This window comes from Mesorhizobium sp. M5C.F.Ca.IN.020.29.1.1, from assembly GCF_003997375.1.
In the GTDB taxonomy this organism is placed as follows: domain Bacteria; phylum Pseudomonadota; class Alphaproteobacteria; order Rhizobiales; family Rhizobiaceae; genus Mesorhizobium; species Mesorhizobium wenxiniae.
In genome coordinates this window covers 1-6,043 of record NZ_RZSW01000396.1, presented here as the reverse complement: position 1 = coordinate 6,043, position 6,043 = coordinate 1, and the positions used below count along the sequence as shown (strand labels likewise).

At 62.2% G+C, this 6,043-nt stretch carries 5 protein-coding genes and 1 pseudogene; 4 read left to right on the top strand and 2 right to left on the bottom strand.

The window, feature by feature from the left end; all coding sequences use genetic code 11:
- A pseudogene (locus tag EOA85_RS25155) lies at positions 1 to 873 on the top strand (DNA-directed RNA polymerase subunit beta'); the annotation flags it as partial.
- Positions 874 to 1,250: 377 nt separating this feature from the next.
- On the opposite strand, the gene EOA85_RS25150 reads toward EOA85_RS25155, so the two are convergent.
- Together EOA85_RS25150 and EOA85_RS25145 are read right to left on the bottom strand one after the other, a co-directional pair.
- Positions 1,251 to 2,186: a Gfo/Idh/MocA family oxidoreductase gene (locus EOA85_RS25150; protein WP_127211573.1), complete on the bottom strand. Its 936-nt coding sequence runs from the start codon at positions 2,184 to 2,186 to the stop codon at positions 1,251 to 1,253.
- A 178-nt stretch (positions 2,187 to 2,364) separates the two neighbouring features.
- Positions 2,365 to 2,646, bottom strand: coding sequence for a transcriptional regulator (locus tag EOA85_RS25145; RefSeq protein ID WP_127211572.1), 282 nt, complete (start codon positions 2,644 to 2,646; stop codon positions 2,365 to 2,367).
- 463 nt (positions 2,647 to 3,109) lie between these two features.
- Between EOA85_RS25145 and rpsL the strand changes: the two genes are divergently transcribed.
- The 3 genes from rpsL to fusA form a co-directional block, all read left to right on the top strand.
- Positions 3,110 to 3,481: a 30S ribosomal protein S12 gene (rpsL, locus tag EOA85_RS25140; RefSeq protein ID WP_006333356.1), complete on the top strand. Its 372-nt coding sequence runs from the start codon at positions 3,110 to 3,112 to the stop codon at positions 3,479 to 3,481.
- Positions 3,482 to 3,566: 85 nt separating this feature from the next.
- Positions 3,567 to 4,037, top strand: a complete 471-nt coding sequence (gene rpsG / locus EOA85_RS25135; RefSeq protein ID WP_008875664.1) for a 30S ribosomal protein S7 — start codon at positions 3,567 to 3,569, stop codon at positions 4,035 to 4,037.
- Between the two features lie 30 nt (positions 4,038 to 4,067).
- The coding region (gene fusA, locus EOA85_RS25130) for an elongation factor G (protein WP_127211571.1) at positions 4,068 to 6,043 on the top strand (1,976 nt) is incomplete at its 3' end.

Sequence of the window (6,043 nt, the reverse complement as noted above, 5' to 3'; positions counted from 1 at the left end):
CGCCCCGGCGACGTGCTGGCGCGTATCCCGATGGAAAGCGCCAAGACCAAGGACATCACCGGCGGTCTGCCGCGTGTTGCCGAACTGTTCGAGGCACGTCGTCCGAAGGATCACGCCATCATCGCCGAGATCGACGGCACGATCCGGTTCGGCCGCGACTACAAGAACAAGCGCCGCATTATCATCGAGCCGCATGACTCGACGCTTGAGCCGGTCGAATACCTGATCCCGAAGGGCAAGCCGTTCCATCTCCAGGACGGCGACGTCATCGAGAAGGGCGACTACATCCTCGACGGCAATCCGGCGCCGCACGACATCCTGGCGATCAAGGGCGTGGAGGCGCTTGCGTCCTACCTCGTCAACGAGATCCAGGAGGTCTACCGTCTGCAGGGCGTGTCGATCAACGACAAGCACATCGAGGTGATCGTTCGCCAGATGCTGCAGAAGGTCGAGATCACCGCGCAGGGCGACTCGACCTACATTCCGGGCGACCACGTCGACGTGATCGAGCTGGAAGAGGTCAACGAGCGCCTGGTCGAGGACGGCAAGAAGCCGGCCGAAGGCCAGCCGGTGCTCTTGGGCATCACCAAGGCCTCGCTGCAGACGCCGTCCTTCATCTCGGCCGCCTCCTTCCAGGAGACGACCCGCGTGCTGACCGAAGCGGCGGTTGCCGGCAAGACCGACATGCTGCAGGGCTTGAAGGAAAACGTCATCGTCGGCCGGCTGATCCCGGCCGGCACCGGCGGCACGATGAGCCAGATCCGGCGCATCGCCACCTCGCGCGACGAGCTGATCATCGACGAGCGCCGCAAGGCGTCGGGCGTCGAGGTCGCCGACCCGATGCTGACCGACATGGCTTCCGCCGCGCAGTAAGTGCGGCGGTACAGATATCAGGCAACGAAGCCGTCGGGGCAACCCGGCGGCTTTTTTGTGTGTTGAAGCTGGGAACTAATGCCGCTGGCGACGGACTGGAGAAGGCGTCGTCGACTGTTGTGACTTATTTCGATCGTCCAGCGCCGCCCCTCATTGCCCTGCCGGGCATTTTTCCCCGTGAACGGGCCGTGAACGGGGAGAAAGAACCTGGCCGCAGTCTTGGCGCTCTTTCTGCAACGCCGGAGATTGGCGAAATCGTTGATGCCGGCATCTTCTCCGTTCACGGGAAAAGATGCCGGCAGGCAGATGAGGGGCGGCGCGACGCTTGCAAGATGGTAAGGACCGGAAGCGACGGCCACTCCTTACAGCGTCGCGGCTTAATCGAAAAACGCTTCCACCACATTGCGCTTGCCGAGCATGAAGGCGTCTGCGACATGCTGCAGCGGGGCGAGGTCGACGTCGGACACGCCGGCGCGCACGATCTCGGCGAAGCGCTTGTAGAGCATCGGATACTCCGCTTCCGGCTCGTCGTGAACGACACGGCCGTCGACCGCTAGTTTTGAGCCGCCGCCCGAAAGCACCATCGCGCCCTTGTCCGTCTCGGCCAGGATGTCCCAGCTTTGCGGGCCGGTCTGACGCCAGTCGAGCTCCATCGTCACCGGCAAGCCGTTCGAGGTGCGGAAGGCGATATGTGCAGCGATCGGGGCCGCGCGGTTTTCGGGAAAATCGAGAATTGCCGAGGTGATGAACATCGCCGGCAATATGTGGGTCGCAATCGACAGCGCGTTGATGCCGGGATCGAACACGCCGAAGCCGCCTGGCGCCCAGATCCAGTCCTGGTTCGGGTGCCAGCGGCGCACGTCCTCCTTCCAGTTGATGGCTGCTGAGCTGATCTGGGTCGAGCCGAGAAATGCACGCGCGGCTTCCACCGCCGGCGCATAGCGCGAATGCCAGCTGGCGAACAGCGAGACGCCGTTTGCCGCGGCCAGTGCTTTCAGGTCTTCGACCTCGCTGACCGTGGCTCCGGGCGGTTTTTCCAGGAAGACATGTTTTTTCGCTTCCAGCGCTGTCCGCGCGGCGTCATAGCGGAACTGCGGCGGCATGCAGAGCGATACGGCCTCGAGCTCCGGCACGGCGTCGAGCATCGCCTCGATAGTTGGGAAATTCGGGATCTCTTCCACCTTGCCGTGCCGGCTGGCGGCGGCGACGAGGCGGTAGGCCTGGTCCTTCGCCAAGGCCGGCAGATGCTGGTCGCGGACGATCTTTCCTACCCCGACGATGCCGAGCTTGATGGGGTCGTTGTTCCTGGACATGGGAGACTCCGCGGATTGGAAATGAATTGCTCTTGGCAGCGATGGTTCTTAGCAGAGAACCGATGTCGGGCAAGCGGCAGGAGCTTGCCCGCAGGCTGCCGAGATCGGCTTCGTTTCAGACAGACCCCGAACAGATCGGCCCTGCTTCAGACTGGCCCTGCTTCAGACTGGGCCTGCTTCAGACTGGCAGGTCGAAGGTGACGATCGAGACTTCGCCTTCGAGCGCGCCCTGATAGGCGGACAGGTGTGGCTCTTCGTCGGGCACGCCGTCCAGGTCGCCGATCTGGTCGAGCTCCGCCTCGGCATAGCCTTCGGCCGCGAGCGATTCGAGCGCCCGGCGCACCGCCGAATCGTCGTCGGGCGCGACCAGCATGAGGTGGACGCCTTCCGGCCTGCCGCCCTTCTTTTTCCATGCCCGGCCGGTGATGATGGTGACCGGGCGCTCATCATTGTCGTTCACGGGCCGATTCCTCCGGGCGGGGGGATTTGCGCTTTTCATGCCGCCTTTTTCGCATGAAGCATGGCTGCGCAACAGCCGAAAGCCGGTCACTTTCTTCCTTCCCCTTGCAAAATGGCGAAAGAAAATTACATGCGCTTTTCGCATGGCTACCAAGCCTCGGTTTGAACGTAATATTTGGCGGCCCGGGGTTGACGGGCAACAGGCTTGCGAGTAGAAGCCGCCCAGTCAGAACCGATGTGAGGCTCTCCCTTCCGAAGCGACACGCTTTGGAGTTTGCCTCAAACAGGGTTCGTTTTACGAGCGAAAAGACATTTCCGGCGTGCATGAAGCGGCTTCCGCTTCCTCTGCCATTTGTTCGGGCAAGACCGCGAGGCGCGGTTTGTGGCCCGAATTTGCGTATGGAAATGACGCTTTGAGCGGCCCTGACCGGGCGAGACACGGAATTGAGAGACAAGAGGGTTTAATGCCTACCGTCAACCAGCTGATCCGCAAGCCGCGCATTGCGCCCGTGAAGCGTAACAAGGTCCCGGCCATGCAGCAGAACCCGCAGAAGCGGGGCGTCTGCACGCGCGTCTACACCACGACGCCGAAGAAGCCGAACTCGGCGCTGCGCAAGGTGGCCAAGATCCGCCTGACCAATGGTTTTGAAGTGATCGGTTATATCCCCGGCGAAGGTCACAACCTTCAGGAGCACTCCGTGGTCATGATCCGCGGCGGCCGCGTCAAGGATCTTCCGGGCGTTCGCTACCATATCATCCGCGGCGTGCTCGACACGCAGGGTGTGAAGAACCGCAAGCAGCGCCGTTCGAAATACGGCGCCAAGCGTCCGAAGTGACCGAAGCGTAGCCAAGGTCATCCCGGACGGCGCCAGGCGACGATCCGGGGTCCAGGCCACCACGCAGAATTGAGGCAGAGAAAAAATGTCCCGTCGCCACAGTGCAGAAAAGCGTGAGATCAATCCGGACCCGAAGTTCGGCGATCTGATCGTCACCAAGTTCATGAACGCCGTCATGTATGACGGCAAGAAGTCGGTTGCCGAGACCATCGTCTACGGCGCGCTCGACCAGGTCCAGTCCAAGACGAAGCAGGAGCCGGTCACCGTCTTCCATCAAGCGCTCGACAATGTCGCGCCGCATGTGGAAGTGCGTTCGCGCCGCGTCGGTGGCGCTACCTACCAGGTTCCGGTCGATGTGCGCCCCGAGCGCCGTCAGGCGCTGGCCATCCGCTGGCTGATCGCTGCCGCCCGCAACCGCAACGAGACCACGATGGTCGACCGCCTCTCCGGCGAGCTGATGGACGCGGCCAACAACCGCGGCACCGCCGTCAAGAAGCGTGAAGACACCCACAAGATGGCAGAAGCCAACCGCGCCTTCGCGCACTACCGCTGGTAAAGCGCGAACGAGACTGAAGAGGCACCTCCCATGGCCCGCGAATATAAAATCGAAGATTATCGCAATTTCGGTATCATGGCGCATATCGACGCCGGCAAGACGACGACCACCGAGCGCGTCCTCTACTACACGGGCAAGTCGCACAAGATCGGCGAGGTCCATGACGGCGCTGCCACCATGGACTGGATGGAGCAGGAGCAGGAACGCGGCATCACCATCACGTCCGCCGCGACCACGACCTTCTGGAAGGGTCGTGACGGCAAGATGCACCGCTTCAACATCATCGACACCCCCGGCCACGTCGACTTCACCATCGAGGTAGAGCGTTCGCTGCGCGTGCTCGACGGCGCTATTGCGCTGCTCGACGCCAATGCCGGTGTCGAGCCGCAGACGGAAACCGTCTGGCGCCAGGCCGACAAATACCGCGTGCCGCGCATGATCTTCTGCAACAAGATGGACAAGATCGGCGCGGATTTTTACCGCTCGGTCGAGATGATCGGCTCGCGCCTCGGCGCGCATGCCGTCGTCATGCAGCTGCCGATCGGTGCCGAGACCGAGTTCAAGGGCATCGTCGACCTCGTCGAGATGAACGCGCTGGTCTGGCGCGACGAAACGCTGGGCGCTGCCTGGGACGTCGTCGAGATCCCGGACGATCTCAAGGCTCGTGCGGAAGAATACCGCGAGAAGATGATCGAGGCCGCCGTCGAAATGGACGAGACGGCGCTTGAGAATTACCTCGAAGGCAAGATGCCCGACAATGACGAGATCCGTGCGCTGATCCGCAAGGGCACCATTGCGGTGAAATTTTACCCGATGTTCTGTGGCTCGGCCTTCAAGAACAAGGGCGTGCAACCGCTGCTCGACGCCGTCGTCGAATACCTGCCGTCGCCGGCCGACGTTCCGGCCATCAAGGGCATCGACGCCAAGACCGACGCCGAGATCGAGCGTCATGCCGACGACAATGAGCCGCTGTCGATGCTCGCCTTCAAGATCATGAACGACCCGTTCGTCGGCTCGCTCACTTTCGCCCGCATCTATTCGGGCAAGCTCACCAAGGGCATCTCGGTCGACAACACGGTCAAGGGCAAGAAGGAGCGCATCGGTCGTATGCTTCAGATGCATGCGAATTCGCGCGCTGACGTCGAAGAGGCTTTCGCCGGCGACATCGTCGCCTTGGCCGGCCTTAAGGACACGACCACGGGCGACACGCTCTGCGATCCGCTGCATCCGGTCATTCTCGAGCGCATGGAGTTCCCCGATCCGGTCATCCAGATCGCGATTGAGCCGAAGACCAAGAACGACCAGGAAAAGATGGGCCTTGCGCTGCATCGCCTGGCTGCCGAGGACCCGTCCTTCCGCGTCAAGACCGACGAGGAATCAGGCCAGACGATCATTTCCGGCATGGGCGAGCTCCGCCTCGACATCATTGTCGACCGCATGCGCCGCGAGTTCAAGGTCGAGGCCAATGTCGGCGCGCCGCAGGTGGCATATCGCGAGACGATTACCCGCAGCCAAGAGCAGGACTACACCCATAAGAAGCAGACCGGCGGCACCGGTCAGTTCGCTCGCGTCAAAATTCTTTTCGAGCCAAATCCGGAAAGCAGCGAATTCCTTTTCGAATCCAAGATCGTTGGCGGCGCTGTGCCGAAGGAATACATCCCCGGCGTCGAAAAGGGCATCAACAGCGTCATGACGTCGGGCCCGTTCGCCGGCTTCCCGATGATCGGCGTCAAGGCGACGCTGATCGATGGTGCCTACCACGACGTGGATTCCAGCGTTCTGGCCTTCGAAATCGCTGGCCGTGCCTGCTTCCGTGAAGCGGCCCCGAGGCTTGGCGTGCAGTTGCTCGAGCCGATCATGAAGGTCGAAGTGGTGACGCCGGAAGATTATGTCGGCAGCGTCATCGGCGACCTGAACGGCCGTCGCGGCCAGATCCAAGGCCAGGAAGCCCGTGGCGTGGCGGTGGTCATCAACGCAATGGTGCCGCTCGCCAACATGTTCAAATA

What these genes read in the sequence shown, in the direction of transcription:
- EOA85_RS25150 (WP_127211573.1), bottom strand. Translation starts at nt 2,186, where the DNA reads ATGTCCAGGAACAACGACCCCATCAAGCTCGGCATCGTCGGGGTAGGA.
- rpsL (WP_006333356.1), top strand. Translation starts at nt 3,110, where the DNA reads ATGCCTACCGTCAACCAGCTGATCCGCAAGCCGCGCATTGCGCCCGTG.
- rpsG (WP_008875664.1), top strand. Translation starts at nt 3,567, where the DNA reads ATGTCCCGTCGCCACAGTGCAGAAAAGCGTGAGATCAATCCGGACCCG.